General features: G+C 52.5%; 21 protein-coding genes. 11 read left to right on the top strand and 10 right to left on the bottom strand.

Going from position 1 to position 26515, the window contains the following annotated elements; all coding sequences use genetic code 11:
- Window positions 1–113 precede the first annotated feature (113 nt).
- The 6 genes from bamA to LX87_RS03050 all read right to left on the bottom strand — a co-directional run bounded on the left by bamA (window position 114) and on the right by LX87_RS03050 (window position 6156).
- Window positions 114–2753 carry an outer membrane protein assembly factor BamA gene (bamA, locus tag LX87_RS03075; RefSeq protein ID WP_111626690.1) on the bottom strand — a complete coding sequence of 880 codons (2640 nt, stop codon included), beginning with the start codon at window positions 2751–2753 and terminating at the stop codon, window positions 114–116.
- Between the two features lie 3 nt (window positions 2754–2756).
- Complete coding sequence (uppS, locus tag LX87_RS03070; protein WP_111626689.1) at window positions 2757–3497, bottom strand: undecaprenyl pyrophosphate synthase; 741 nt, start codon at window positions 3495–3497, stop codon at window positions 2757–2759.
- Between the two features lie 222 nt (window positions 3498–3719).
- A complete protein-coding gene (locus LX87_RS03065; protein ID WP_111626688.1) occupies window positions 3720–4487 on the bottom strand; it encodes a LytR/AlgR family response regulator transcription factor in 768 nt (255 codons plus the stop codon).
- Window positions 4488–4490: 3 nt separating this feature from the next.
- Window positions 4491–4757 (bottom strand): hypothetical protein, encoded by a 267-nt coding sequence (locus LX87_RS03060; protein ID WP_211325265.1) that lies wholly within the window; start codon window positions 4755–4757, stop codon window positions 4491–4493.
- On the bottom strand, window positions 4754–5875 hold the full coding sequence (locus tag LX87_RS03055; protein ID WP_111626687.1) for a sensor histidine kinase: 1122 nt from the start codon (window positions 5873–5875) through the stop codon (window positions 4754–4756). The genes LX87_RS03060 and LX87_RS03055 overlap by 4 nt, the downstream gene beginning before the upstream one ends.
- 56 nt (window positions 5876–5931) lie before the next feature.
- A complete protein-coding gene (locus LX87_RS03050) occupies window positions 5932–6156 on the bottom strand; it encodes a hypothetical protein (RefSeq protein WP_146624416.1) in 225 nt (74 codons plus the stop codon).
- A 608-nt stretch (window positions 6157–6764) separates the two neighbouring features.
- Here LX87_RS03050 and LX87_RS03045 point away from each other — a divergent pair.
- Both LX87_RS03045 and LX87_RS03040 read left to right on the top strand, forming a co-directional pair.
- Window positions 6765–10136 carry a SusC/RagA family TonB-linked outer membrane protein gene (locus LX87_RS03045; RefSeq protein WP_229310530.1) on the top strand — a complete coding sequence of 1124 codons (3372 nt, stop codon included), beginning with the start codon at window positions 6765–6767 and terminating at the stop codon, window positions 10134–10136.
- 15 nt (window positions 10137–10151) lie between these two features.
- Window positions 10152–11717 carry a SusD/RagB family nutrient-binding outer membrane lipoprotein gene (locus LX87_RS03040; RefSeq protein WP_229310529.1) on the top strand — a complete coding sequence of 522 codons (1566 nt, stop codon included), beginning with the start codon at window positions 10152–10154 and terminating at the stop codon, window positions 11715–11717.
- A 320-nt stretch (window positions 11718–12037) separates the two neighbouring features.
- On the opposite strand, the gene LX87_RS03035 is transcribed toward LX87_RS03040, so the two are convergent.
- Window positions 12038–12640 carry a 3-keto-disaccharide hydrolase gene (locus LX87_RS03035; RefSeq protein ID WP_111626685.1) on the bottom strand — a complete coding sequence of 201 codons (603 nt, stop codon included), beginning with the start codon at window positions 12638–12640 and terminating at the stop codon, window positions 12038–12040.
- 179 nt (window positions 12641–12819) lie between these two features.
- On the opposite strand from LX87_RS03035, the gene LX87_RS03030 reads away from it, so the two are divergent.
- From LX87_RS03030 to LX87_RS03020, 3 genes are all read left to right on the top strand, one after another.
- Entirely contained in the window at window positions 12820–13806 is a 987-nt protein-coding gene (locus LX87_RS03030; protein WP_111626684.1) for a fasciclin domain-containing protein, read from the top strand.
- A gap of 11 nt (window positions 13807–13817) precedes the next feature.
- Window positions 13818–14876, top strand: coding sequence for an MBL fold metallo-hydrolase (locus LX87_RS03025; protein ID WP_111626683.1), 1059 nt, complete (start codon window positions 13818–13820; stop codon window positions 14874–14876).
- A gap of 84 nt (window positions 14877–14960) precedes the next feature.
- Window positions 14961–15887 (top strand): FKBP-type peptidyl-prolyl cis-trans isomerase, encoded by a 927-nt coding sequence (locus LX87_RS03020; protein ID WP_111626682.1) that lies wholly within the window; start codon window positions 14961–14963, stop codon window positions 15885–15887.
- A gap of 39 nt (window positions 15888–15926) precedes the next feature.
- Here the strand turns inward: LX87_RS03020 and LX87_RS03015 are convergent, their stop codons facing one another.
- Window positions 15927–16754: a class I SAM-dependent methyltransferase gene (locus LX87_RS03015; protein ID WP_111626681.1), complete on the bottom strand. Its 828-nt coding sequence runs from the start codon at window positions 16752–16754 to the stop codon at window positions 15927–15929.
- Between the two features lie 120 nt (window positions 16755–16874).
- Here LX87_RS03015 and LX87_RS03010 point away from each other — a divergent pair, with 120 nt between their 5' ends.
- Window positions 16875–17354, top strand: a complete 480-nt coding sequence (locus tag LX87_RS03010) for a YybH family protein (protein ID WP_111626680.1) — start codon at window positions 16875–16877, stop codon at window positions 17352–17354.
- A gap of 85 nt (window positions 17355–17439) precedes the next feature.
- Window positions 17440–17766, top strand: a complete 327-nt coding sequence (gene trxA, locus LX87_RS03005) for a thioredoxin (RefSeq protein WP_111626679.1) — start codon at window positions 17440–17442, stop codon at window positions 17764–17766.
- A 37-nt stretch (window positions 17767–17803) separates the two neighbouring features.
- Here the strand turns inward: trxA and LX87_RS03000 are convergent, their stop codons facing one another.
- Window positions 17804–18712 (bottom strand): DMT family transporter, encoded by a 909-nt coding sequence (locus LX87_RS03000; protein WP_229310528.1) that lies wholly within the window; start codon window positions 18710–18712, stop codon window positions 17804–17806.
- A gap of 68 nt (window positions 18713–18780) precedes the next feature.
- Between LX87_RS03000 and LX87_RS02995 the strand changes: the two genes are divergently transcribed.
- From LX87_RS02995 to LX87_RS02980, 4 genes are all read left to right on the top strand, one after another.
- A complete protein-coding gene (locus tag LX87_RS02995) occupies window positions 18781–20214 on the top strand; it encodes a glycoside hydrolase family 30 protein (RefSeq protein ID WP_111626677.1) in 1434 nt (477 codons plus the stop codon).
- A gap of 84 nt (window positions 20215–20298) precedes the next feature.
- Entirely contained in the window at window positions 20299–21807 is a 1509-nt protein-coding gene (locus LX87_RS02990; protein WP_111626676.1) for a sulfatase family protein, read from the top strand.
- Window positions 21808–21812: 5 nt separating this feature from the next.
- Window positions 21813–23207, top strand: coding sequence for a sulfatase family protein (locus LX87_RS02985; RefSeq protein WP_111626675.1), 1395 nt, complete (start codon window positions 21813–21815; stop codon window positions 23205–23207).
- Window positions 23208–23276: 69 nt separating this feature from the next.
- Window positions 23277–23603, top strand: coding sequence for a nucleotidyltransferase domain-containing protein (locus LX87_RS02980; protein WP_111626674.1), 327 nt, complete (start codon window positions 23277–23279; stop codon window positions 23601–23603).
- A gap of 83 nt (window positions 23604–23686) precedes the next feature.
- Here LX87_RS02980 and LX87_RS02975 read toward each other — a convergent pair whose 3' ends face one another.
- Window positions 23687–26146, bottom strand: a complete 2460-nt coding sequence (locus LX87_RS02975) for a ribonucleoside-diphosphate reductase subunit alpha (RefSeq protein WP_111626673.1) — start codon at window positions 26144–26146, stop codon at window positions 23687–23689.
- Between the last annotated feature and the right edge of the window lie 369 nt (window positions 26147–26515).

The raw sequence follows: 26515 nt of genomic DNA, 5'->3' as shown, positions 1-26515 counted from the left end.
ATTTTTCGAGACAAAACCGAAACGCTTCGACATTATTTTATTCTGCATGAAGCAATTACCGCCAAACGGCTGCCTGTTTTGTATCTAATAATAACGTCGCGACCAACGGTTTGTTATCTGATCTGCTGACCGATTGTAAAGTGGAACTGACCACCTGGTCCTGTACGCGTCGGTGAACCCGGCATCCGGTCGAAACCATAACCGTAGTCAATCCCGATCAGACCGAAGGCCGGCATAAAGATTCTGGCCCCAAAGCCCGCCGAACGTTTCAGATCGAACGGATTGTAGTTTTTGAAGTTCCCCCAGTTGTTACCGGCTTCCAGGAAGCCCAGCACGAAAATCGTCGCTGACGGGTTAAGGGATACCGGATACCGCAATTCCATAATATACTTGCTGAAGGCCAGACCACCCCGCGACCGCTCAAGCGCCGTGGGCGAAATACCGTTCATACCCGTATACACGTCCCGGTCGTTGTAACCCCGCAGACCGATGATATCCTGAGCAAGAGCAAACTGCCCCGTACCAGCCAGACCGGAACCACCCAACACAAACCGCTCAAAGGGGCTAAACTCCGTGCGGGGATTATACCGGCCCAGGAAGCCCATGTGCGCGCGGGCATTCAGGACCAGCTTGCCCGTAACCGTTGCAAACCAGCTTGCATCGAACATCCATTTGTGGTATTCAACCCACTTGTAACGATCTTTTACATCGACGTTCGCGCTGGTCGTTTTGTTGGAGAACGCCGAGTAAGGCGGGGTCAACGTGGCAGACAGCGAGATCGACGAACCGGAACGCGGGAACTGCGGCTGATCGATGCTGTTTCGGGCCAGCGTTGTATTGAACGTAACACTGTTCGATGTTCCGTTCCGCAGACCAATTCCGAAAATATCGTAGTTGTTCAACTCATACCGCTGGTAGGTCAGCGAGTTGCTCAACTGGAAATAATCATCCGGGAAGTGCAGACGGCGGCCCAAACCAAGCGAAATCATGGTGTTTCCGTATGAGCCATAGAAGTTCTTGCCGTAAGCGGTCGGATCGGAATAGAGCAGGCTATAATCCGAAAGCCGGTAGATGGTACGCGACAGGCTGACCGACAGGGCGTTTGGTTTCCGGCCGCCCAGCCACGGTTCGGTAAAGGTCAGCGAATAGGTCTGGAACTGCCGTCCGTTGGCCTGAAAACGCAGCGCCACTTTCTGACCGTCACCCGCCGGCAGGGGCCGCCAGGATTTCATGTTGGTAATGTTGCGGGCCGAGAAGTTGTTGAATACCAGACCCAACGTACCGACAAAGCCAACGTAACCACCCCAACCACCGGATAATTCGATCTGGTCGCTCGGTTTTTCTTCCACGGTGTACTCAATATCCACGGTCCCATCGGGCTGCGGTACGGGATTGATCCCGATTTTTTCGGGGTCAAAGTAACCCAGCGTCGCTAATTCGCGCTGCGTCCGGATAATATCGGTTTTGCTGAACTTCTGCCCCGGTAGCGTGCGGATTTCCCGCAGCACCACGTGGTCACTGGTTTTGGTGTTTCCGTTCAGGATGATCCGGTTGATGGTGGCCTGTTTGCCCTCAAAAATCCGGAATTCGAGATCGAGCGAATCGCCTTCAACGCTTTTGATCACATCTTCGGCGTTGAAATACAGGTAACCCCGGTCCATGTACGCCGAGCTAAGGTCACTGCCCGGAATACCGTTCTTCCTTTTTTCGATGTCTTCCTTACTGTATACATCGCCTTTTTTCAGGCCCAGCACCTGCGTCAACTGCTCATCGGTATACAGATAGTTGCCTTCCCAGGTGACGTTGCGGACGTAGTATTTCTGGCCTTCGTCGATGTTCATTATAATGTTCACCGTGCGGTCGTCGTTGGCAAACACCGAGTCGGACATGATGCTGGCATCGCGGTATCCTTCTTTATTATAATACTCGATAATCTTCTGCTTGTCTTCTTCGAATTTCTTGGGAACGAACTTGGAGGGCGTAAACAACCGCCCAAAGCGCATCTGCTTGGTGCCTTTCATCTTCAACCGAATTTTTGACTCTTCCACCAGTTCCCGTCCGCGAATCTCAATGTTGTTGATCTTCACCTTGCTTCCTTTGTCGATGGAAACGCGCATGGTGGCCTGGTTGCGGGTGCTGTCGGTCGGTACCGAGATGATTTTTACTTTCGTGTTCAGGTAGCCTTTTTCAATAAAATACTTCTTCACACTAAGCTGCGTGTTCTTGATCAGCGTGTTGGAAATCAGGCGGCCCAGGTTCAGCTTTACTTTGTCCTTCAGCGCGTCCTGCTCCGATTTTTTAATACCAACAAAGGTTACTTTGTAGAGACGGGGTTGCTCTTTAATGGAGACATTGAGGGAAATCTGGTCACCCTCCACTTTCGTTGCCAGAATTTCAACATCTTCCAGCAGTCCCTGGGCCATAAGCCGTTTGATGGCGCTGTTGATGCCTTCGCCCGGAACCCGGATTTTGTCACCGACTTTCAATCCCGTTAATGACAGCAGCGAGTTCGGGTCCAGGTACTTGTTACCCGTAACTGTTAGCCCGGCAATCTCGTACTCTTTCGGATCGGCATAATTCAGGTTGATGGGTGAGGCCGATTCCGTTGAAGGGCTCGTTGTAATGCGTCCGCCCCCGAAACCGGGCCGAATCTGTGCCTGCGCAGGCAATTCAGCCAACAGCATCAGCGAACCGACGGCCGCCAGTAAAATTTTATGTTTAAAAGATACCAACGTGGTAGGAGTTGATTTCATAGATCACTTGACAAGTTGTTCGCTTATTTTGCCAAAACGCCGTTCGCGATTCTGATAGGTTAGAATCGCTTCCCACAAATGCGGTTTACGAAAATCGGGCCACAACACGTCATTCATTATATATAGTTCTGCGTAAGCCAGTTGCCAGAGCATAAAGTTACTGATGCGATGATCTCCGCCGGTCCGAATCATCAGGTCAACCTCATCAACTCCTTCCGTAGCCAGGGCGCGGGCAAACACCTCATCGTCAATCTGGTCAGGCGTTAACGTTCCTTCCTGCACTTGTCGGGCCAGTTTTTTCGTGGCCTCCAGAATATCCCATTTACCGCTATAACTCAGGGCCAGAATCAGGTTCAGGCCGGTGTTATTTTCGGTCAGGCGCATGGCTTCCGTCAGTTCGGAACGGCAGTCGCCCGGCAGCGTATCGATGCTGCCAATAGCCGTCAGCCGAACGTTGTTTTCCATCAGCGTGGGAACCTCCGCCCGGATGGTGTGCACCAGCAAATGCATCAGTGCATCAATCTCCAGTTTTGGACGGTTCCAGTTTTCCGTTGAAAACGTATAAAGCGTCAGGTATTTCACGCCTAGCTCCGCACATCCCTCGGTTACCTCCCTGACGGCTTTGATGGCATTTCGATGGCCGAACACCCGTGCAGCTCCCTGCTTTTTGGCCCAACGTCCGTTTCCGTCCATAATAACGGCCACATGTCGCGGCAGATTGCTCAGGTCAATGAGTTCTTTCATTCAGCCAGATCCGTTTTAACAAACTTTAACATAAAGACGGCCCGACGAGGTGGGCCGATGAAAATCAGGTTGCAAGTTACTAAAAGGGGCGGTTTTATGAAAGAATAAAAAATGGGATTAAAGGAAGAACGGCAAAAGAATATTGGAAAAGAAAGAATTGGAAAAGAGGAGAAAGAGAAAAAATGAAAAATTGACAAATTCCGTTCAGGCTCCCTTTTCACTTCATAGCTCCATCAGATTTTTCAGGTTGTCTGTAAAACTGCTGCCGGTCATGAGTTGCGTCGCCTTTTTATCCTGCATGACCACCACAAACTTCCCGTTGAAATGCCGTTGAATTTCCCGGATGTGCCGGATATTGAGGAGGGTAGAACGGCTGATTCGGGTAAACGTATCGGGCAGTTTTTCTTCAAGAGTTGTAATGGTATGACTGGTCAGAAACTGCTGACCGTCCAGGGTATTTAGAAAAACGTATTTATCCTCTGCTTCAAAATAAGCAATGTTACTCAACGGAATCAGCAGGATTCGGTCGCCGGTTTTAACCGAAATGGAATGCAGTTCTTTTTTGGGTTTGAGCAATTCGAAGACATGCCGTAAATCCGGGCTGGCAACGGCGGAATCCAACCGCATTTTTCGAATTCGCTCGACGGTTTTTTCCAGCCGCTCGGACTCAATGGGTTTCAGCAGGTAATCGATGGAATTTTCCTCAAACGCCCGCACGGCATAATCGTCGTAAGCCGTCGCAAAAACGACGATGGGCAGATACGGTAGCCTCGCCAGCATCTCAAAACCGTTCAGACCGGGCATTTCGATATCCAGAAATACGAGATCGGGTTTTAGCAGATCAACGGCTTTTAAACCTTCGAGGCCATTGGCAGCTTCGCCCACGATTTCAAATGTGTCTTCGTACGGTTTCAGCAAACGCCGGAGCCGATTGATTGCCAGCGGCTCATCGTCCACCAGCAGGGTTCGAAGCGGAAATTGACCCGGCATGGTTCAGGCTTTTAGTTTGAAGGGGCGCAGACCGGGTTTACGCGGGTTCGTCGAGGGAGCTTTTCCGGTTCCGATACCCACCCATTTTTTAACCCAATGCCCTTTCCAGAGCCAGAAACCGGACAAAATAACCAGCGGCAGAATAACGGCTTTCACCATCAAAGCGGCTTCGGGAAGCTGAGCCACGGGTCCGTAAATGTACCCCAGAATGGGGATGCTGGCCATGATGTGGAACCAGCGAATCAACAGGCGTTCGGTTGCAGCTTTCATTGCGGAACGGGTTTGGTCCGGACGGGTCGCATCACGTCTGGCGATGCGCTCAGTCGCTCTTTCTTAATCTGAACAATTACTTCTTTCATCGGCTTATTTTCGACCAGCAGGCGCGCGTCGTTGCCATACAGTAATATCAGCTTGTCCTGAATACTTTGCAGGCCGTACCCCGCAACAAGCTCTTCGGGGAAAGCCGGGCCGTTATCGTGAATCCGGCACGTCAGCCAGCCGTTTTCTTCCGTAATCCGGAGAATAATCGCCCCCGGTCCGGCCACTTTCGAAATACCGTGTTTGATGGCATTTTCGACCAGCGGCTGCAACAGAAACTGCGGAATATAAACCTCATTCAGCGCGGAATCGGGCAGGTCGATGCGGTAACTCAGCCGGTCGCCGAAGCGAACCTGCTCCACGTCCAGATACGTCCGGACCATCTCCAGTTCATCGGCAACGCTGTTAAAATACCGGTTTTTCATACCGGTCGTGTAGCGAAACAGTTTCGACAGTAACAACACCATGCGTTCGGCCCGGTCGGGTTCGTCGTGTACCAGACTGGCGATGGAATTCAGGGCGTTATACAGAAAGTGCGGGTTGATTTTGGCTTGCAGCGCTTCCAGTTCGGCCCGGGCCTTCAACTGCTCCAGGTGCAGCAACTGGTATTCCTGTTCGGTGATTTTGCGCGTCACGTTGCGGGCCTGCCGCTGAAAATAATAAAACAGATTGCCGATCAGCGGGGCCGGAACAATGTAAAAAATATTCACCCACTTCGGTATTTCCATATGATTGACCGACGGATCGCCCACCAGCCAGAACAGGAAAAAACTTTCTATCATTCCTGCCACAATAATCGCAACCGTCAGCAGCACATGCCGCAGCCAGACCGACGGAATCCGGTCACCAAACCGGAGAAACACCTGACTCGTCAGTACCGCCACCAGCGCATCGAACAGGTTATTGACTACGATGAACAGGGTCGGCGCATGAGCGTCCGACCCGCCCAGCAGCAACTCCGTTGTGAAGTAAATAATGGCGCTGCCGCCGTAAACGCCCATGATACAGACCAGGACGGAGAGCAGGATGCCCACCGGACTGCGTTGCGATATCTGACGGATGATGTTCATAATTCGGAAACCCCGGTTTTACGGACCGTGCTGATTCAGTAGATTCTGATTCGTGTCTATGCCCCGTTGGGATGAATGGTTGATGCTGGTTTGAAGGTAGCGAATTTTTCGGCGGCTTGTTTCAGAACCGGGCAGACCGCTGTTTTACCGTACCCGACGGTTCCGGTGTGTACAATACCGGCTGGCCTTCCAGCGATAAATTCGCGGGTATTCGGTTTGATTGCCTGTTTTTGCCATTGCCGCTCCAAAGCTATCCGGTCTGCCGAAAAAAGAGGAGTCATTTCGGACGAAAAACGATTTCTCCGGAGTAAACCCGGGGAAATAACGGATGATCTGCTCCTAACTACCGGCCTTTGTCGGGAGTTTTGGCCTACTATTACAGTATATTATTTCAGTATTCTAAAAATTATCAAAAAAAAATTTCAGAAAAAGGAGTATTGGATAGGTACGGCTACATCTTTACTCCAAATCCACAATACGATCTATTGTACCGCACCATAATTCTGTTCTGGTTTCGTGAGCCGGAGCCTCATTGCAGCGACCAGCGTATACGGTCTGTCTGCACGAACCATAACCCAATTGATCGCATTCAACGCAATCGGTAACCCTGTTAGGTATCCGTACCAACCTGACTATTCTACGAAAAAATACACAACCTATGAATATAATTCACTACTAACCTTTCAGCAAGCCGGTATGCTTATCCCGTCGCTCCCCTGATTTTCCGCTCGTTGCGTTCCTTTTGCTACATCCGTTTGGCGGATGGATGAGGATTTTTTATGCCGAAAACCAACTCGACAAAACCATCATTATGCTTAAACTCAGACAATTTTACGCTGCCATACAGATCATTGGGCGCACTGCTCTGTACCCGGCGCTAGTATCCCTAGTGATCCTCCCTGGTACGCCGGCCCACGCCCACGACCTGCGCGGCCCACGCGTTCTGGAGCAAAAAATCACCCTACGCTTAAACAACGTGGATGTTGAAAAAGCCCTGGAGAAGCTTGAAACCCTGACGAAAGTCAAATTCATGTACAATCCCCAGATTTTCAGCAACCAGAAATACACGTTCAAATTCCAGGAAGAGCCCCTGGCGGAAGTACTGGAAAAAATTCTGGCACCTCAGAAAATCGTCTACGAAGTGGTGCAGGACAAAATCATCCTGAAGCGTGTGCAGACCCAACTGCCGTCGGTTCCCGCCAGCATTAAAGAAGCACCCAAACGCAACATAACCGGAAAAGTAACGGACGAAACCGGCGCCGGACTCCCCGGTGTGAGCGTGCTGGTGAAAGGAACCCAACGCGGAACGTCCTCGGATGCAGAAGGAAAATATACGCTGGTGATTCCGGACACCGAAGTTGAATCCGCCGTCCTGATTTTCAGCTTCGTAGGATACACGTCCCAAGAGGTTACGGTAGGAAACCAGAGCGTGGTTTCGGTTCAGCTGGCCCCCGAAGCCAAGTCACTGAACGAGGTGGTAGTAACAGCCCTCGGTATTGCCCGGGAGAAAAAGGCCCTGGCGTACTCGGTTTCGGAAGTAAAAGGCACGGAATTTACGCAGGCCCGCGAAACCAACGTCGCCAACGCCCTGACCGGTAAAATTGCCGGGGTAAATGCAACCGGTATGGCCACTGGCCCCGGTGGTTCGAGCCGCGTCATCATCCGGGGTAACGGTTCGTTGAACGGTAACAACCAGCCCCTGTACGTGATCAACGGGATGCCGATGGACAACAGCATTCCCGGTGGTGGTACGGCTGCCGACGGAAACGGGATGAACGTAGACCGTGGTGACGGGATTGGCGGTATCAACCCCGACGACATCGAGTCGATCAGCGTTCTGAAAGGCGGACCGGCTGCGGCTCTTTACGGGGCACGGGCTTCCAACGGAGTTATTCTGATTACGACCAAAAAAGGCCGGGGTCAGAAAGGCATCGGTGTGGAAGTGAACAGCAACACGACGTTTGAAGACCTCGCCGTGATTCCGAACTGGCAGTATGAGTACGGTCAGGGCGTAGACGGTAAAAAACCGACCACCCTGACGGAAGCCAAGAGTACGGGACGGCTTTCGTACGGAGCGCGCATGGACGGCCAGCCGTATACGCAGGTGGATGGTCAAATGCACCCTTACTCGCCCCAGAAAGATAACCTGAAAAACTTCTACCGGACCGGTACCAACTACATCAACTCCGTAGCGTTCACGGGCGGTAACGAGTCGGTCAACTTCCGGTTGGGTCTGAACAATACGCAGTCAAACAGCATTGTACCGAATTCGTCGTTCAACCGCAAGATTGCCAACCTGAACCTGAATGCATTTCTGGGCAAGAAGCTGAGCATCGAAACCGTATTCCAGTACAACCTGGAGGAAGGCAAAAACCGTCCGAAAGTGGGTTATGCCGACATGAACCCCCACTGGGCAACGTATCTGATCGCCAACACGGTAGATATTCGGACGTTGGCGCCGGGTTACGATCCGGTAACGGGCAAAGAAGTGGAATGGAACCCCGTTCCGGCGGCCCCGAACCCGTATTTTGTGGTTAACAAGTTCAAAAACGATGACACCAAACACCGGTTTTTAAGCCAGGGAAGCATCCGGTACGACATTCTGGATAACCTGTACATCAAGGGAAGCGTCAGCCAGGATTATTACAGCTTCCAGTCTGAATATGTCCAGCCGACCAACAACGCCTTCCAGCCGCTCGGTACGTATGATGCCCGCAAGGTAACTTCATCGGAAACCAACGGGATGCTGACCCTGAATTACAACACGAATTTCCTGAACGACAACCTGAGTTTTTCAGCCCTGTTAGGCGGTAACGCCCAACGGTCCATCTACGATCAGACGGTCATTGCTGGTAGCGAATTCACGGTTCCGTACTTCTACAGCTACACCAACCTGGCTACGTCGATCACCACACCGACGTACATGAAAAGCGCCATCAACTCGGTGTTTGGTTCGGTAGACTTCGGTTACAAAAACGTGGCGTATCTGACGCTGTCGGGCCGTCAGGACTGGTTCTCGGTCCTGAATCCGAAAAGCAACAGCATTTTCTACCCATCCATCGGTGGTTCGGTCATTCTGTCGGATGCGTTCCAGATGCCCAAAGCCATCAGCTTTGCCAAGTTGCGGGCGTCATGGGCGCAGGTGGGCGGTGCCACCGTTAATGCCTACCAGATTTACCAGTATTACACGATGCAACAGGGTGGTCATAATGGCCGTCCGGTGCAGGGATTGTCTTCGTCACAGGTACCAAACCCGGATCTGAAACCGTTGACCTCAACCACCTCCGAAGCCGGTATTGAAGCCAAATTCCTGAACAACCGGCTGGGTCTTGACCTGACGTTCTACGACCGCAGAACAACAAATGACATTGTAACGAGCAATATTGCCCTTTCATCGGGTTACACCTCGGCCCTGCTGAACGTGGGGGAACTGAGCAACAAAGGGATTGAGTTACTGCTCACCGGAACGCCCATTACCAAGAGCGGCTTTAGCTGGGATGTAAGCTACAACATGGCCTACAACAGGAGCAAAATCGAGCAACTGGCCGAAGGACTGAGCGGTATCGACGTGGGTTCAGGTGTCGGGGGTGGTCTGGTGCGGAACGTACTCGGCAGACCGTACGGTACGGTTTGGGGATACCGCAAGAAAACCGACGCCAACGGTAATGTGGTGTACAACACGGCCAGCGGCTACGCCGTACGCGGTGATCTGGAAGAAATCGGACAGGGTACTCCTCCGCTGACGATGGGGATTACGAACAATTTCCGGTACAAAAACTTCTCGCTGAACTTCCTGATCGACGGCAAATTCGGTAGCATCGTTTACTCAAACCTGTACCAGTATGCCTACCGCTTCGGTCTGCCGCAGGAAACGCTGCCGGGCCGCGAAACCGGTGTTACTGTAACGGGCGTTACGCCGGAAGGCAATCCGTTCACCAAAACCTGGGCCAAGGAAGATGTCGATACATACTACGACAACGACAAGAATTACACGGAGATGTTTATGTTCAACAACGACTTCGTGAAACTGCGTCAGGTAGTACTGAGCTACAACCTGCCCGTCAGCAAGCTGTCGTTCCTGAAATTGCAGGGTGCATCGATTTCCTTCGTAGCCCGCAACCTGGCGATTCTTTACAAGGATAAAAAGAACCAGTACTTCGATCCGGAATCAGGTTACACCAGCACCAACGCACAAGGTCTGGAAGCGTTTGGTGTACCCAGAACCCGTAGCCTCGGAGTAAACTTAATGGTGAAATTCTAATCTACTACTATTGTGATGATGAATCGTTTCTTTCAAAAAATACTCTGTGCGGCTCCGTTGTTCCTGCTCTTGTCCTCGTGCGACAAAGGCTTTGAGGAAATGAACGTTGACCCGAACAAATATTCGCAGGTTGTCCCCGAATACCTGTTTACGCGGGCACTGCTGGACGGGGTCAGCACCAACTTTACGGGAGCGGCCTACCTGACCATCGGCCAGTCGATGCAGCACTTTGCTACCTACAAGGAGGTTCCGGCTGCGGGCGATAAATACTTTAACTTTGGCTATTCGCAGGGTAGCTGGAACGCCTACGCCGGAACGGGTGCCGGACAGGGTTCGGTGGTTTCCATCCGTCAGGTGATTGACGCGGTTTCGACGAATCCCGCCGATGTCAACAAACTGTCGGCAGCCCGCATCTGGAAAGCCTACATCTTTCACCGTCTGACCGACCTGTACGGCGATATTCCTTATTTCGACGCGGGAAAAGCACTTTCTGACAAAAACTACGGTCCCAAATACGATACGCAGCAGGCTATTTATGCGGACCTGCTGAAAGAACTCGACGAGTCGATTGCGGCTTTCGATGCCACCAAAGGAACCTTCGGCAATGCCGATCTGATGTACGGTGGCGATGTAACCAAATGGAAGAAATTTGGCTACTCATTGATGCTTCGGCTGGGTATGCGGCTGACGCAGGTGGAGCCCGCCCTGTCGAAAACCTGGGTGGAAAAAGCCATCGCAGGCGGTGTTATCCTGGACGATGCTGACCGGGCCGTAATTAGCTACGTAGACGGTTCGCAAACTGCCAGCCGGAACTTCATCGCCAGCGGCTTGTTGAGCACGGATTACATCACGCCCGGTGGCGACAACGTGGAAGGCGGTAAGTTTGCCAAGACGTTTATCGACTACCTGAAAGCCACCAAAGACCCGCGCCTGAATGTGTTCTCCGTCGTCTGGACCACCACCGACAACAAAACATACACTGCGGATACGACCTCGGCTCTGCAAATGGGTATGCCGAACGCAGCCTACAACAGCCTGCCCTCTAATTTCAACTCGTTTTCGGAACCCAACCCGAATACCCTGCTGAGATACAGCGCGCCGTTGATTGTGATGGGGAATGCCGAAATGCATTTGCTGCTGGCCGAAGCCGCCGTTCGTGGCTGGTCCAGTGGAACGACCGCAGCAACGGCCTATGCCAACGCCGTCAAAGCCGGTATGCGCCAATGGTCCTTATTCGGAACGGGTGGCGTTATTTCCGAAGCGAGAATGAACGCGTATCTGGCGGCCAACCCGTACAAAACCACCGGCAGCGTAGCGGAGCAACTGGAGCAAATCAGCACCCAGAAATGGGTCGCGCTGTTCCTGGAAGATGAATTCGAAATCTTCGCCAACTGGCGCCGGACGGGTTACCCCAAACTGACCCCGACAAACTACCCCGGCAACCTGACCGGCGGAAAAATCCCGACCCGGTTTGTGATTCCGGATTCGGAGGAAACCTATAACCGCAACAACTTTATCGAAGCCCGGACGCGCCAGGGAGGCACCAATACGCTTTCCAGTGTGGTCTGGTGGGATAAATAAACTATTAAAAATATTCCGGTGTGTTCCGGGGACAATTGAATAGCGAAAAGCACTGGGGTTTCCCTGGTGCTTTTTTTGTTTTCAGACGGCTACTCAAGCCCGAAGTACTTGGACCCGGATAACACCGTACGGAGTGCGGAGCTACTATACCGGGCGGGGCTCCCTCCCGGTCAATCCAACCCCGGACAGACGGCCCTGGTCGCATACGGTATCCTGCTGTCTGGCCTTCCTCCCCGCGCTCGGACAGTAGAGGGCATAAAAAAACCACGGGGCGGTTTTCAGGCCATTCCGTGGTTTTTTTATACCGGATTTTTGTCTCCTTACAGCGGCTTCAGCACCAGGTTCTTCCAGCGGACTTTGATACCGCCCCCGTCGTGAATTTGCAGGGCAATACCCCCTTCACCTTTGCCAATCTTTTCGTCTTTATAATCAACCATCTGCTGACCGTTGAGCCAGGTCTGTACGCGATCACCTTCGGCCCGGATGCGGAGTTTATTCCATTCGCCGGGTTTGAGGATGTTTTCTTTTTCGTCCGGAATCTGAATCAGCCAGCCCCGACCGTAGGATTCATAAATACCACCCGTATCGTGGTTGGGGGGCGCTACCTCAACCTGCCAGCCGTTCACTTTCGTTCCTTCGACCGTCGAACGGATAAAAACGCCACTGTTGCCGTTGGCTTCCTGCTTGAATTCTACCGACAGATCAAAATTCTTGTAGTACTTGTCGGTCGCCAGATAACCGTACCCTTTGTCCGGGCCGCTTTCGCAGATGAGTTCTCCGTTGTCGACGTACCATTTTTCGGTTCCGTAGATTTTCCAGCCCGTCAGGTCTTTACCGTTGAACAGACGGATTTTTTTCATGGGTGCCATAAAGCCAACAGTCACCGCAGCCATCAGAACCAAGACCAGCAATTTTTGTTTCATGGGGTTAGTAATCAAGTAAGTTTAATAAATGATTTGATAGTTTTGCAAAGCGATTTACCGATTTTTTCGTTTACTAAACGCCGGGCCGGATTCGTTTGCAGGACGGCATAAAGATAACAAGCCGAAACGTCCGTCTGACGAAAGGAGGCACTTAATCTTCAATAATTGATAGCTTTTACATGAAAAAACCGATCTTTTTTGCCTTCCAGGTCCGTACGCTGACACTGGCAGTTTTGGCCTTTCTTTCCGTGTTCACAACCAGTTGCGGTACCGAAGACGAAAATGCTCCCGCTCAACCCAAAACAATAGCCGATTACATCGTTGAAAGCAACGATTTTACGATTCTGGAAGCGGCCATCCGACAGGCAGGCCAGCTCGATGCGTTCAAAAATCCGAATCTAACGTTTTTTGCCCCAAATGATGCTGCCTTCCAGGCTTCCGGCATCACGGATGCAACGGCCCTGGCCAATCTGCCGCAGGAACAACTGACCGCCATTCTTCAATACCACGTTCTGAAAGCTGCCGTGGCTTCGTCCGGCTTTCCGATCGAGAACAATAAACCCGTTCAGACTTCGCTGACCCTGAATAATCAACCTATGGTCTTGTACATCACCAACGGTTCCGCCGGGTTGTTTGTCAACGGGTCTAAAGTGGTTACGCCTGACATTCAGGTGGCCAACGGGGTTATTCACGTCATCGATCACCTGCTGTCTCCGCCCCCGCCTACTACGGGTGGCGGTACGCTGGTGGGCGTTGTGGCCGCCGATACCAGTTTATCGCTGCTCGGTACGGCCGCCCTGCGGGTTGCTGCGGAGAACCCAGCGTTGGCGGGCGTTCTGACCGGTACGGATGCGTATACGGCTTTTGCGCCCACAAACAGCGCCTTTCGCGCCCTGAATCTCAGCACACCCGACACCATCAACAAAATACCGGTTTCGACGCTGGCGACGCTGCTGGCCAACCACGTAGTACCCGGACGGCTTTATTCCAACGACCTCAAAACGGGAGAACTGGCGGCTTTCAGCACCGGAAAACTGTTGCTTCAGGCGGATAGCACGGTTATTACCGTAAAAAGCAGCGGGATTGCCTCGCCAGCGATTGTTACCCGGGCCAATCTGACCGCAACCAACGGCGTCGTTCACAAAATCGATAAGGTACTGTTGTAAGCAAGACCTTTATGTTTCCGAAAATTTTCCTGGGTCTGCTGATCGTTATCGTCGTTGCGGCCGTCATTCTGCTGACCATCGGGTATCTGATTTCAGCACCGCGCTACAAAGGTCCGGTAAGCGATCATTTCGACGGTAAACGGTTTCATAATTACAACGGCATGGAGGCCAAAAGCTTTCCCGAAGCGTTGCAGTGGATGTTGTCGAAACGGGATAAAAAGCCGTGGGGCGCTTTCCATCCGGTGCCGCCCGGCCCTCCCCCACCGGCTCACGTTGCCGGATCGCAGGTCCGGGTTACGTTTGTCAACCACTCAACGGTATTGCTTCAGTTCGATAGCCTGAACGTGGTGACCGACCCGGTTTGGTACGACCGCACCAGCCCCTACCAGTGGATTGGCCCCGAACGGAATCGGCCACCGGGCATCCGGTTTGAGGACCTGCCGAAAATCCATATTCTGCTGCTCAGCCACAACCACTGGGATCACCTCGACATCAAAACCGTGCAGAAAATTTGTCAGCGCGACCAGCCAAAGGTGTATTGTCCGCTAGGTGTCAAAGCGTTTCTGGAAGAACAGGGCTGTAAAAACGTCACGGAAATGGACTGGAACGGATCGCTGGCCTACAACGACAGCACAACCATTCACTGCGTTCCGGCGCAGCACTTCTCCGGTCGCGGTATGTTCGACCGCGACGCGACGCTCTGGTGCGGTTTTGTGATCGACAGCCGGGTTGCCGGGAAGCTGTATTTCGTTGGAGATACGGGCTACGGTCCGTTTTTCAGGAAAATCGGAGAGCAGTACGGTCCCATGCGGCTGTCGCTGATTCCGATTGGTGCCTTCCGGCCTACCTGGTTTATGGGACCGATTCACTGTTCGCCCGCCGAAGCCGTGCAGATTCACGAAGACGTTCGGTCGCAGCAGAGTGTAGCGATTCATTACGGCACGTTTCCGCTGGCCGACGATGGTGAGACCGAACCCGTGGATGAACTCCATAAAACCCTCCGCAACCACCCCGAACTTGCCGAACGGTTCTGGACGCTACCGGAAGGAGCGGGCCGGTTAGTACCGTAATTTTCTGTGAGATTACAACGCTTTGTCAGCCATCGGGGTCCTGGTTATAATCACCACTTTATCAATTCATTTTTTATCGTGAGCATGAAGTCCAAACAATTCAGTATTCTTATTGCCTTACTACTTGGGGTTGGCATGACCTCCTGCATGAAAGACCTTGATAATTCCAGTGCGGTTGAAGCCCAACGCAACGATCAGGAAATCAGGAGTTACCTCACTGCCAACAAATTACAGGATTCCGTATCGTCATCGCTATCGGGTTTATATCACATCATTACACCGGCTAATTCAGGCGCGAAGCAAACCAAGGCCGGTGAAGAACTGGAATTTACCTACGTTCTATCGTATATCGACCCCAGCAACCCCAGCAGAGCGGTGGTGGTAGATACGGCCAACCGGACCAAATCAATTTACATCCCCTTCTTATCCGGTGTTGTGATTCCGGGTCTGGAAGAAGGATTGGTCTTAATGAAAGAAGGACAGCGGGGCCGGTTTTATATGCCCTCTAACATTGCGTTTGGCAACGACACCCGGAATAATAAAATGCCGGCCTACAGCGCCGTAATTTTTGATGTCCAGCTCAAACGTTCCCGGACGGAAATGCAGCAGATTGACGATTTTGTACGGATTAATAAATTATCGAATCCGATTCTGGTTTCTTCCGGAATACCGGCTGATACCAACAAAGTACGGGTGTACAAAACGACCCAGGGTACAGGCGAAAAAATCACCGCAGGAAAGACCGTAACCGTTGCCTACACCGCCACGCTGTTCCGGGCAACCACGTCTTTCAGCAAAAGCGACTCGCTGACATTCAAACTGGGCTCCGGTCAATACATAACCGGTTTTGACAAAGGTGTTGAAGCCTTAACAGTTGGAGATAAAGCCTGGCTGGTGTTTCCTTCCGCTCTGGGTTATGGCACACAGGGTAGTGTAAATCAGTCAGGTACGTACGTTGTACCGCCTTCTACGCCACTGGCTTACGAGATAACCGTAAAGTCGGTTAAATAAATAACCTTCGGGGCCATTCCACCAGAAAACGGGATGGCCCTACATTTTTTCTTCTTCCTGCTGACTCCTCCTCCCTTCGACCGCCAGCAGATACAACTGCATCGATTCGCCGGTAGCTGCAATCCACTGATCGTATTCTTCAATCGCCTGCCGCCGATCTTCCTCCGAAAGATAACCGTCTTTGACCAACTGCGGTCCCCGAATTTCGGCTACCTCCGCCCAGATGCGGCTCGCAACGGCAAAACCGGCTTCCGCTTTCCGGCTACGTTCAACTTGCGGTTCTACGGTTATATTTTCCAGCCCATTGCGCTCAAAAAGATCCCGTAAATGATCGGCGATGGCATTGTCAAAACCGGCATCCTGCCGCCATTTCAGAAACGCTCCGTAAAAACGTTGCATGGCTTTGGGCGGTTCGGGCGTCCATTCAATTTTCTCATGGTTGTAATCCAGTACGGCCAGAATCCCGCCCGGTTTCACCAGATTCTTCATGCGCACCAGAGCCTCTTCCGGGCGGTTGAGCCATTGTAACACGCGGGCGCAGGTCACCAGATCGAACCGCTCCTCCGTCTCGAAATGAAAAAGATCGGCCTGCTGAAACGCCAGTTGCGGCAAACCGGCGGTATGCTGCTGGGCTTCCGCGATCAGCTTTTCACCCGGATCAATGCCCAGTACGCGACCTGCTGTTCCAACCCGTTCGGCCAGACCGCGGGTAATCGCTCCTGATCCACAACCTACATCCAGCACAGAAAGGCCAGGTTTCAGGTGTTTCAACAAATTGCGGTTGCTGTTTTCAACGGTCCGGCGTTCCAGAATCGGATTGGCAACGGTGGGCATAGCCGCCCGGCGACTGGCAGTTTCGTTCGACATAGTAGTCCAATGTACGTATTAGCGGCCACACCCTATATATGAATAAATAAAATACAATGTATTATTTGATTACTACCATATAATAACGTAACTTCATTAACACCATTCCCCGATACGATCATGAAAAAGCTCCTTATTTTATGCGTCGTTCTGGTTGGCCCGATCCTGCCCGTGTGGGGGCAGGATGATCAGGCGGCCATCAAAGCTCTTCTTTATAATGAAACGGTGGGTTTCTTTAAACGCGACAAGGCAAAATGGGAAGATTGCTGGGCTCACAAACCCTACATTTCCTTTGCTGCCAATCTCTACGGTGGTGATTTTACCCTGATCAAAGGGTGGGATAATATGGAAAAGCAGTTCAGGAATCAGTTCAAGAGCGGACGACCGGCGGATAACGTCACCGTGAAGAACTCAAATTACACGATTCACCAGAACGGTAATATGGCTTTTGTGTGGTACGACCAGACCCTGCTAGACAGCCACGGTAAAACCGACTCCAAAGAATCGCGCGTGGTGGAAAAAATCGGCGGCAAGTGGAAGATTATTCATGTTACGGCCCTGACCAATCTAAACACACTGGCGAGCCAAACGAGCAAGTAACGCACATTCAACGGCACCGGCAAAACTTCCTGGCAACGCGTGTTGTTATGGTTCTGCCGGTATATTTTTTGCCCGGTACTTGGCCATGAATAACGCAACAACCAATACCAAAGCCGAATCTTTCCACGACATTATTCGCGGAGAAAAACCTGTTCTGGTCGATTTTTACGCCGACTGGTGCGGCCCCTGTAAAGTCCAGGCTCCTACGCTGAAGCAACTCGCTGAACGAACCGGCGATAAACTGCGCATCATCAAAGTTGACGTCGATAAAAGCCGCTGGGCCTCCAGTACGTACCAGATCCAGAGCGTCCCGACGCTGATTCTGTTCCACAAAGGAAAAATCATCTGGCGGAAGTCGGGCGTGTTATCTTTACCCCAACTGGAGGCAATGGTGCGGCAGGTAACGGGCTAACGTTTAGCGAAACGCTGATTAAACAATCGCCACGGCCCTAAACGGAGTCACCCGCCGGGCCGTGGTTACGACTACGTCGGAACGTCACAGCGATGCCCAGCAGAATGATAATGCCGCCCAGCATCATCTGGAAGGTAATTTTTTCGTCAATCAGCAGCCACGCCAGAAAGCCGGTCACCACGGCCTGACTCAGCAAGCTCAGCGACACCTGTTGTGCGTCGATGGACCGAAGAGCGTGGCTGACCGCAAACCACCCCAGCAACTGGCAGATTACTGCCTGAACCGTCAGCAAGCCCCAGACACGCGGTTCGAAGCCCCACAACGGCTCTCCCATCACCAGACACATCCCCAGCAGATAGACACTCGAAACCGTCATGCTGCACGTCATGAAACTCAGGATTGACACCTTGCTCAGTACGGTTTTGCTCACTACGATGTATCCGGCATAAAACAGACCTGAGAGAACGGCCAGCAGGAAACCTTTGTCGAACTGCATGGTTAAGAAAGTCTCGACACCCATCAGCAGTACCAGCCCGACAAGCGCCAGTGCGGTTCCGATCCAGAAATAGCGTGTTGGTTTTTCGGGAAAAAACAAAAAAGCCCAAATACCAACCCAGATGGGCGACAGATTGGTGAGCAAACTGGCCTGCGTGGCGGATGAATACCGGAACGAGAGATTCCAGACGGCAATGTCGGATGCGAAGAAAATACCGCAAATGACAATCGGTTTCCAGTATTGGAGCACAGCCCCGTTCCATTTTCGGCGGATGAGGACATACGGCCAGATCAGCGCCGTGGCAATGCTCATGCGATAAAAGGCGTCGCTAATGCCGGATATGGGTGTAACCAGAACCAAAATTGGAAAAATACTGATGCAAAGGATGCCAACGATGAGACTCAGCCGGGCCGACATGGAGGTGCAGATGGGAATGGTAGACGAGTTCAAAGGTAGTTAGCCGTTGCTGTTCCGCCAATGCTTCCTCCTCACAAATCCACAGTAACCCCTCAAACGAAATGACCAAACTACGTCATCCTCAAGCCGTTCTTATAAGCCTTACGCTGTCGGTTTTACTTTTGGTACAGGCTGGTTGCCGACGGCAAACCCCGAATCGCCCGGAAGCCGGAATCGTAGACTATTGGCTCATCAACCCGGACCGGTCGGCTTTGTTTGAGAAACAGAATACCGCCCTTTCGTTCAGCAATGCAGCCAGCCAGCAACCGACCATCGACGTCGACGAAAGCCAGACCTTCCAGCCCATCGACGGTTTTGGCTACACCCTGACCGGCGGTAGTGCCATGCTTATCAATCGGATGGCGGCACCGGAGCGGGCGGCTTTGCTAAACGAGTTGTTTGCCACCGACGGCAAGAATATCGGGGTGAGCTACCTGCGGGTCAGCATCGGCGCATCGGACCTGGACGAACGCGTTTTTTCGTACAACGATTTACCCGAGGGCCAGACCGACCCCGACATGAGCCGGTTTAGCCTGTCCCCCGACCGTGAGCACCTGATTCCGGTCCTGAAGCAGATTCTGGCGATTAACCCGGCCGTCAGGATTCTGGGGTCGCCCTGGTCACCGCCGACCTGGATGAAAACCAACGGCCACTCGAAAGGCGGCAGTCTGAAACCGGAATTTTACGACGCCTACGCCCGTTACTTCGTCAAATACATTCAGGGCATGAAAGCGGAAGGCATCCGGATTGACGCCATCACGATTCAGAACGAACCGCTGCATCCGGGCAATAATCCGAGTCTGCTGATGCTGCCGGAAGAACAGGCCACCTTCATCAAAAAGAGCCTGGGACCGGCGTTCAAAGCCGCCAGCATCGACACCAAAATCGTACTGTACGACCACAACGCCGACCGCCCGGATTATCCCATCACGATCCTGAACGACCCGGAAGCCCGTCAGTACGTCGACGGGACGGCCTTTCACCTGTATGCGGGTCCGATTGAAGCGTTATCGGAGGTTCACAAAGCCCATCCTGACAAAAGCCTGTACTTTACCGAGCAGTGGATTGGCGCACCCGGTAATTTGAAAGGCGACCTGAACTGGCACGTCAAGAACCTGATTGTGGGCGCTACCCGCAACTGGGCGCGTACGGTGTTGCAATGGAACCTGGCCGCCGATCCGCAGCAAAATCCACATACTGTGGGCGGCTGCGACCGCTGCCTGGGCGCCCTCACCATCGACGGCAATACCGTAACGCGCAATCCGGCGTATTACATCGTTGCTTCGGCTTCCAAATTTGTCAGGCCGGGTTCCGTTCGGATTGCGTCGAATCTGGTACCGAATTTGCCCAACGTCGCCTTCAAAACACCGGACGGTCGCCGGGCGCTGATTGTTCTGAACAATAGCGTGGCTCCGCAAACTTTCTCGGTTCGTTTTCAGAAAAAAACCATGACAGCAAGTTTACCGGCGGGGGCGGTAGGAACCTACATCTGGTAAGGCGACGCATAGATTAAAGCAATCCGTTTTCACGAATGCCGAGAATTAGTAACTTGCGTTTGCGATAACCTGCTTTCCCAAAATATGAAAAAAACGATTCTATCGTTCGCCTTTGCCCTTTTAACGGTATTTACCCACGCCCAACAGAAACCCAATATTGTCCTGATTTACGCCGACGACCTCGGTTACGGTGATTTAAGTTGTTACGGAGCCACCAACGTGAAAACGCCCAACATCGACCGGGTGGCCGCCGAAGGTGTACGGTTTACCAACGCCCATGCCACCTCGGCTACCTGTACGCCCTCCCGGTATTCGCTCCTGACGGGCCAGTATGCCTGGCGTAAAACCGGAACCGGCATTGCACCCGGCGACGCGGCCCTGCTGATTCCGACGGACCGTGTTACCCTGCCCGGTATGCTCCAACGGGCTGGTTACCGAACCGGTGTTGTGGGAAAATGGCACCTGGGACTCGGCCCCAAAGGCGGCCCCGACTGGAACGGCGACATCAAGCCCGGTCCGCTGGAAATCGGCTTTAACTACTCTTTTCTGCTCCCGGCCACGGGCGACCGCGTGCCCTGCGTGTACGTCGAAAACCACCGCATTGTTGGGCTGGACCCCAGCGATCCGGTGCAGGTTAGCTACAAAGACCCCATTGGCAACGAACCCACCGGCAAAGCCAATCCGGAGTTGCTGAAAATGATGTACTCCCACGGTCACGACCAGACTATTATTAACGGTGTTAGCCGAATTGGTTACATGAGTGGCGGAAAAGCTGCCCGCTGGGTGGACGAAGAAATGGCCGATGTGCTGACCGGCAAGGTGGCCCAGTTTATGGAACGCAACCAGAAAAATCCGTTTTTCGTCTACTTCTCCACCCACGATATTCACGTTCCTCGAATGCCGCACTCGCGTTTCGTGGGCAAAAGCGGCATGGGACCCCGGGGTGACGCCATTCTGCAACTGGACTGGTGCGTGGGCGAAGTCATGAAAACGCTCGAACGGCTTGGATTAAAAAACAACACCCTGGTGATCATCAGCAGTGATAATGGCCCGGTGGTGGACGACGGTTATAAGGATGATGCGGTGGCGAAACTAAACGGCCATAAACCAGCCGGACCGCTGCGGGGCGGCAAATACAGCGCCTTTGATGCCGGTACGCGGGTGCCGTTCATTGTGCGCTGGCCGGGTAAGGTGAAAGCCGGTACATCCGATGCCCTGCTGAGTCAGGTGGATTTACTGGCGTCGCTGGCGGCTTTAACAGGCCAGAAACCGGGTGCCGATGAAGCCACCGACAGTCAGAACACCCTCAACGGCTTTCTTGGAAAAGACAAAAAAGGCCGCGATTACGTCATTGAACAGGCCATCAACAATACGCTTTCGGTTGTGAAAGGCAACTGGAAGTATATTGAGCCCAGCACAGGACCACAGATCATGGTCCATACCAACACCGAGTCTGGCTACGACCCGCAACCCCAGCTTTACGATCTGAAAACGGATATAGGGGAAACGAAGAATCTGGCTAAACAACACCCGCAGGTGGTTCAAGAGTTAACGAATCTGCTGAAAACCGTGCGGGGCAACGATCAAAAATAACGGTAATGAGAAAACGGACCGCGTTTTACGGGTTGGCCGCTTTGCTGCTGTTTCTGAGTACCGGACTGTCGGTTTCGGAGCGGCCAGCGGACGAACCGTTGTTTACGCAGCGCCCGAATATTCTCTGGATTTTGTCGGAAGATATTTCGACCGAACTAGCCTGTTACGGAACGTCGGTGGTGCAGACGCCGAATCTGGATCAGATGGCCAAAGACGGCATTCGGTACACCAACGCCTTCACGACCGCGCCGGTTTGCTCGCCCAGCCGGTCGGCAATCATTACGGGTATGTACCAGACCAGCATCGGGGCGCACAACCACCGCAGTCACCGCGACGATGGCTACAAGCTACCCGCGCCCGTGAAGCCCATAACGGATTATCTGCGGCAGGCCGGTTATTATACTGTTAACGTGAAAACAGCTGCGCCGGGCGTGACAACCCCGACCAAAACCGACTTTAATTTTCTGCCCGATCATCCGGTTTTCGACGGCACCGACTGGAATCAGCGCCAACCCGGGCAGCCGTTTTTCGCCCAGCTCACCATCGACGAAACCCACCGCGGCAAAGCCTGGAAAACCGTTGTAAAACAGCACGAACCGCACATCCGGCCCGAAGACGTGGTGTTGCCGCCGTATTATCCCGATCATCCCGTTGCCCGCGCCGACTGGGCGACTTATCTGGAATCCATTCAACTGATGGACAGCTACGTCGGCAAAATTCTGCAACGGCTGAAAGACGAAGGAATTGCGGATAATACCGTGGTGATTTTTTCGGGCGACAACGGCCGCTGCCACGCCCGCGACAAGCAGTTTCTGTATGAGGGCGGCATTCACGTTCCGCTAATCATTCGCTGGCCGGGAAAATTGAAAGCCGGGCAGGTCAACACCGATCTGATCAGTGCCATCGACGTTTCGGCCACGATTCTGAAACTGGCCGGGGTGACGCCCCCCGCGTATCTAGACGGTCGGGTGATGCTGGGCAAAGACGCTAAAAAACGGGATTACATCATTGCCGCCCGCGACCGTATGGACGAAACCGTGGACAAGATGCGCTGCGTGCGCGACAAACGGTTTAAATACATCCGGAATTACCGCCCGGAGGTGCCGTATATGCAGCCCAACGCCTACAAGGAAACCGAATACCCGATGTGGAACCTGCTGAAAGAACTCAACCAGCAGGGCAAACTCACCTCCGCGCAGGCGCTGTTCGTCGCTCCCACCAAACCCACCGAGGAATTGTACGACCTGCAAACCGACCCGCACGAGCTAAGCAACCTGGCGGCATCGGCCAAACACCGGAAAACCCGGGACAAGATGCGGACGATTCTGGATGCGTGGGTGCGGGAGACAAACGATCAGGGGCAGTATACGGAAGAGAAAATCTGGCTGCCAAAGAAGTAGTTCGCTCGTGTAAATGGAAAATACCAGCTGCGGCCTGAAACCGTATTTTTAAATTGTTGTTAAACACGTATGGACCAAAGCAGCATCCAGCCTTTGTTAACTTCCTTTAAGGAAGAAGCCCGACGGCTTTATCAGGACCGTCTTGCTGCGCTGTATCTATTTGGTTCTTACGCCCGGGGAGACGCCGGGGAGCATTCTGATGTCGATATTCTGGTTGTGCTGACTGACGAAGTAATCTCTCCTTTTAAAGAACTAGAGGCCATGGAAAACTTCACGTTTGACCTGGAGTTAGCTCATGAAAAACCCATTCAAATCGTTCCAACTACCCAAAAGCAGTTTAATAAGCTTGCCAGTCCTTTGTATCATAATGTTAAGCGGGAAGGCCGGGCTTTATGAATGACCTGATTACTCTTTCGCCACTCCAAAATCAAAAAGCCCCGAAAAACGGGGCTTTTTGACTAGATAGAATAATTTATTTCTCAGCTTCCGCAAGCCTCGCAGCCTTCCGGATTATCCAGCGAGCAGATCATCGCGGCATAGGCGGCTTCGGCTTCGCTGACCTGCACCGGCTGGGCAGCGGCCCCTTCCTGTGCGTATTTCTCGTAGTTCAGCGGTTTTTCCATCGTTTCGGCCAGTACCGGTTCCAGTTGCGCGTCGGCCTGTTTTTCGACCGTGAACTTCACGGCGTCGGCAGCGGCTTTCGTACGCAGGTAGTACATACCGGTTTTCAGTCCGCGCTTCCAGGCGTGGAAGTGCATCGACGTCAGCTTGCCGAAGTTGGCATCCACCATGTGAATGTTCAGCGACTGCGACTGGCAGATGTACGCACCCCGGTCGGCAGCCATGTCGATGACGGTTTTCTGCTTGATCTCCCAAACGGTTTTGTACAGATCCTTGATATTCTGCGGAATACCCGGAATGTTCTGCACCGAACCGTTGGCGGCAATCAGCATATTTTTCATGCGGTCGTTCCACATGCCGAGCTTCACGAGGTCTTTCAGCAGGTATTTGTTGACGACCACAAATTCGCCCGACAGCACGCGACGGACGTAGATGTTCGACGTAAACGGCTCGAAACATTCGTTGTTGCCCAGAATCTGGCTGGTTGAAGCCGTCGGCATCGGGGCCAGCAGGAGCGAGTTCCGAACACCGTGCTGGACCACTTCTTTCCGCAGCGACTCCCAATCCCAGCGGCCTGATTCGGGTTTCACGCCCCACATATCGAACTGGAAAATGCCTTGCGAAATCGGAGAGCCTTTCCAGGTTTCGTACGGACCCTGCACTTTCGCCAGTTCCATCGACGCGGTCATGGCGGCAAAGTAAATCGTCTCGAAAATATCCTTGTTCAACTGCTTCGCTTCTTCCGATTCAAACGGCATCCGCAGCATGATGAACGCATCGGCCAGCCCCTGAACGCCCAGACCGATTGGCCGGTGGCGCATATTCGACCGACGGGCCTCTTCTACCGGGTAGTAGTTGATGTCGATGATCTTGTTCAGGTTCTTGGTGGCCACCCTCGTAATGTCGTACAACTTCTGGTGGTCGAACCGCAGAATACCGTCTTCGCCTTTGGTAATATACTTCGGCAGGGCAATCGACGCGAGGTTACAAACCGCTACTTCGTCGGCATCAGTATACTCGATGATTTCGGTACAGAGGTTCGACGACTTGATCGTACCCAGGTTTTTCTGGTTTGATTTCGAGTTGGCGGCATCCTTGAACAGCATGTACGGTGTTCCGGTTTCGGTTTGCGATTCCAGAATTTCGTACCACAGATCCTGCGCCTTGATTTGCCGACGATACCGGCCTTCGCGCTCGTACTGCTCGTACAATTGTACAAATTCCTCCCCGTGCGTATCGGCCAGACCGGGACACTCGTGCGGACACATCAGCGACCAGACATCGTTGTCTTCCACCCGCTTCATGAACAGATCCGGCACCCAGAGGGCGTAGAACAAATCACGGGCGCGGAGTTCTTCCTTGCCGTGGTTTTTCTTCAGTTGCAGGAAGTCGAAAATATCAGCGTGCCAGGGCTCCAGGTACACCGCAAACGAACCTTTGCGCTTGCCCCCACCCTGATCGACATAGCGTGCCGTATCGTTGAACACCCGCAGCATCGGAATAATACCGTTCGAGGTTCCGTTGGTTCCTTTAATATAAGTACCCGTTGCCCGGATGTTGTGGATGCTCAGACCAATACCGCCCGCCGACTGCGAAATCTTGGCGGTTTGCTTCAGCGTATCGTAAATGCCCTCGATGCTGTCGTCTTTCATCGACAGCAGGAAGCAGCTCGACATCTGCGGCTTGGGCGTTCCGGCGTTGAACAGCGTCGGCGTTGCGTGTGTAAACCACTTTTCCGACAGCAGGTTATAGGTTTCAATGGCGGCTTCCACGTCGTTCATGTGGATACCGACGGCCACGCGCATCAGCATATGCTGCGGACGTTCGGCAATTTTGCCGTCCATTTTCAGCAGATACGATTTTTCCAGCGTTTTGTAGCCGAAATAATCATACCCGTAGTCGCGGTCGTAAATGATCGTTGAATCAAGCAGCGCGGCATTTTTCCGAACCACATCATAGACTTCCTTTGAAATCAGGGCTGCATTCTCACCCGTTTTGGGATCAACGTAATTGTAAAGCCGCTTGATGGTTCCCGAAAACGATTTGTTGGTTTCTTTATGCAGGTTGGAGATTGCAACACGGGCTGCCAGAACCGCGTAATCCGGGTGACGGGTTGTCATCGAAGCCGCCGTCTCAGCCGCCAGATTATCCAGCTCGGTTGTCTTTACACCGTCGTAGATCCCGTTGACCACCTTCATCGACACTTCGATCGGTTGCACATAAGCGGGGTCCAAACCGTAGCACAGTTTCTCAATCCGTGCGGTGATTTTGTCGAGTTTGACCGATTCCCTGCGGCCGTCACGCTTGATTACGTACATAGTATGATTGGGAGATGTTGTAGTAGATAGTATGCAAAAAAAGGAGACTCTTCTTTTATGATTCCTTAAAGGTACTAAGCAGTAGTACAACAAACCAAGACAGAATGTTCGCCCCCGTCGTACCAACTTAAAAATATTCTAACCCACGGCTGTATTAACAAACTGTTAAGACCTTACTCAGAATTACTTATCGAAACCCTACCGGGAAAAGGGCCTAAAAAAGTTGATAGGATAATTTTAGCTAACGGTACCTTTTCGCTGCTAAAACTCTGATTGTTACCTAATTGTTAGCCAAATTGCCAAAAAAGCCATAAAAAATCAACCAAGATTAACATACTTTTTTCAGTAGAAACAAAAGCTAGCGAAGGG

It is taken from the genome of Larkinella arboricola, from assembly GCF_003259745.1.
Classification (GTDB): domain Bacteria; phylum Bacteroidota; class Bacteroidia; order Cytophagales; family Spirosomataceae; genus Larkinella; species Larkinella arboricola.
Note: the sequence above shows the minus strand (reverse complement) of the source record. Positions and strands in the feature narration are given on the sequence as shown.